The 3,172-nt window shown below is 35.6% G+C and carries 4 protein-coding genes; all 4 read left to right on the top strand.

Annotated features, from left to right (window positions below; genetic code table 11):
- The first annotated feature begins 787 nt into the window (after positions 1–787).
- Positions 788–1,675, top strand: a complete 888-nt coding sequence (rsmI, locus tag ACFIL8_RS08625; protein WP_375613498.1) for a 16S rRNA (cytidine(1402)-2'-O)-methyltransferase — start codon at positions 788–790, stop codon at positions 1,673–1,675.
- A gap of 4 nt (positions 1,676–1,679) precedes the next feature.
- The gene (locus ACFIL8_RS08630) at positions 1,680–2,048 is read left to right on the top strand and encodes a YraN family protein (RefSeq protein WP_375613510.1); all 369 of its coding nucleotides are present in this window, start codon (positions 1,680–1,682) and stop codon (positions 2,046–2,048) included.
- A 100-nt stretch (positions 2,049–2,148) separates the two neighbouring features.
- On the top strand, positions 2,149–2,394 hold the full coding sequence (locus ACFIL8_RS08635; RefSeq protein WP_375612261.1) for a hypothetical protein: 246 nt from the start codon (positions 2,149–2,151) through the stop codon (positions 2,392–2,394).
- Positions 2,395–2,450: 56 nt separating this feature from the next.
- Positions 2,451–3,172 (top strand): pyrroline-5-carboxylate reductase (locus ACFIL8_RS08640; protein WP_375689455.1); only part of this gene is annotated, 722 nt, incomplete at its 3' end.

The following is a 3,172-nucleotide window of genomic DNA, read 5'->3' on the forward strand; positions in this document are numbered from 1 at the left end:
TTCCATATTTATGAAATAAAAAGTACAAGCTAACAGCATTATTTTCTCTGCGATCTCCAATGAGGCGATAATCTTTGTTTTAAGGAGGTTTCAAGATGCACAAAAATGATTTTGATTAATTGACTATAAGAAGAGCTGAGATAATGTTACGATATTTAAAGCTCCTAATTAATAGGCAAAATAATAAATTTTCTATTATAAATCAAATGTTTAAGATAAAATTTAGCCTTAAACTTTTCTAAGGTACTCATTATACTGTATACTGTTAAAGCTGTAGAGAATATGAAAAAATAAAGTATTTTGCTGATAAGAGCTTATATTTGATCAAGTCAGCTGCCAGTTAACTGTATGTGTTTCAAAAGGGGCTGTTTACATTTGCTCAGAAAAACAGTTTGGATATCAATAGAATATTTGAAAAATCGGCGTTATGGAAATAATCTAAAAAGCTTAGCTTTTAAAAGAGCACAAACAAGCATGAGATTATAACATTGGGTAAAATTGTTTTTTGGTTCTCGAAGGAAAAACTTTATAGAAAATCATGGGGTAGATAGAATATTGGTTACATTTGGAATTTGTTTTACTGGAAAAAATAACGCGGATCAAAATAGATAATAATGTTAAATTAAGATATTAAATATGAAATTATCTTATTGTAGTGTAATCGATTATTCGAATAAGGTAAGCCTTTGTAATGATAAAAAATGTGCTGGTAAAAAATGAGCTAAAATGGCTTATGAGTATGGATAAAAATCTTGTGGTGAGGAGAATTTAATGAAAAGAAAAGAGCATGTGTGAAAAAGCATATTTTATAGGTGCGCATGCTTATTCTGCACCCGTTATAGAATCAGGGCTTTATCTTGTGGCAACACCTATCGGAAATCTTGCAGATATTACGCTTCGTGCTTTGCAAGTACTTGCAGGAATTGATATTTTAGCGTGTGAGGATACGCGAGTAACACGTGTTTTGTTGGAACGTTACGGTATTCAAAAAAAACCTTTTCTCTATCATGAATATAATGCGCAAAAAGCGGGTCCGAAGCTCTTAGCGGCTTTAGCAGAAAACAAAACAGTAGCACTTGTTTCAGATGCCGGAACACCACTTATTTCTGATCCTGGATTTCGATTGGTGGAAGAGGCCCGTAAAGCTGGTCATAAAATTATTCCTATTCCTGGAGCATCCGCTCTTTTAGCCGCTCTTATACCGACAGGGCTTCCTACTGATAGCTTTTTTTTTGCAGGTTTTTTGAGTGCACGAAAGCTACAGCGCCGAAAACGGTTGGAACAATTAAAAGAGATTCCAGCAACTTTGATTTTTTATGAATCACCGCATCGTCTTGTTGAAACTTTACAGGATATGGTCACTCTTTTTTCGGCTGATCGACCTGCTGCCATTTGTCGTGAATTAACAAAAAAGTTTGAAACAGTAGATGTTTCCAATTTGGGAAATTTGTTAGAAAATTACAGAAAACAAGCACATATTCGTGGGGAAATTGTTGTCCTTGTTGGAGAATCATCTTCTTCTTTAAATGTGATAAGTGATCAAGAAATTGATGAAATGCTATTAGAACGCGCACGGACACATTCTGCTGCTCAAGCGGCAGCTTTTGTTGCAAAAAAAACCGGTTTTAAAAAGCAGGAACTTTTTCAGCGATTAATCTTTTTAAAAAATGCGTAAAATGATACAAAAAAAACGCAGACAAAAGTCTTTTTATCGAGGGGTTCGTGCAGAAAAATTGGCAGCTTTGTGGCTACGTTGCAAAGGGTTTCACATTGCCGAAAGGCGTTTTAAAACAAAATGTGGAGAAATTGATTTAATTGCACGACGCGGAAATCTTGTGTTAATCGTTGAAGTTAAAGCACGTTCAACGTTGGCTGAAGCAATGGAAGCGGTTTCCCGAATGAATGAAAAGCGAATTGAGGCAGCTGCCGATATTTGGCTCGCACGGCAAAAAGATTATGCCCTTTTGTCTGTACGCTTTGATTTAATTGCAATTTTACCTTGGCGTTGGCCACAGCATATCCCTGCATTTTTTACATCTGATCAATAAACGGCCCCCCGTTTTAACCATATTCAATAAAAAACATTTCGTTTTTATGTGCATATGCGTTAAAAAGTGTGTAATAATTGAGCGCTATAAGGAGCGAAATATGGATGATTATGAAAAGTTTGCAACAGGTTTGCTCATCATTTTTGGAGCGCTAATTATTGGTGGTTTAATGGCAATGCATATTGTGCTTATGAATAAACCAGGTTTTTTATTTGCATTAGCCGCAGCTGTTGTTGGTTGGTTTTCTGCTTTTGCCGTTCTCTTTGACAAGCCCAAAATCTATTTGGTTTTGATTATTCTTGCTATGTTATGTGTTGCTTCTTCAATTAGCGTTTATGTTAGTTAAAACACCTGAGATGTTGATTGAAATTCCTTTTAAAATATGAAACTGAGAAATAGATAATGAGACTTGGCTTTTTGGGAACGGGTACAATCAGTGCTTCAATGGTGAATGGCTTAATGACAAGCAACTTTGATGTTTCTTCCATTATTGTTTCGCCTCGCAATGCACAAACAGCAAAGCGCCTTTCACGCACTTATGATAAAGTTATGATTGCTGAAAATAACCAAGCGTTGCTCGATGTTAGTGATTGTGTTTTTCTTTGCTTGCCCAATCAAATTGCAGAAGACGTTTTGCGCTCTCTTTGTTTTCGTCCAGAACAGCTGGTTATTTCCGTACTTGCTATGGCAAAAGCAGCAGAAATAGAAGAGTGGATTAATCATAAAGTTTATCGTGCTGTTCCATTACCTTTTGTTGCAGAATGCAAAAATTTGACACCAATCTATCCCAATCATCCCTTTTTGCGCACTTTATTTGATGCATTGGGGGGCACATTGGTGCTGGATAAGGAAGAGCAGTTTAATCTTTTTATGACAGCTGGTTCACTTATGGGAGTATATTTTAATTTTATAAAAACTGCCCATCAATGGTTTATAACACAAGGGTTAAAAAAACAACAATCAGCAGAATTCCTTACCATGATGTTTGGAAATCTTACAGATGAAATGCGTAAAACTATAGCAACGGATCGTTCTGTATCTCTCGATTTTGCACTGCTTGAAAAAGAGTTTTCAACAAAGGGTGGAACAAATGAATTTTTGTCAAATTACTTTTCTCAACAAGG

Origin of the sequence: Bartonella sp. AP57NXGY, from assembly GCF_042195805.1 — a bacterium.
Lineage (GTDB): Bacteria > Pseudomonadota > Alphaproteobacteria > Rhizobiales > Rhizobiaceae > Bartonella.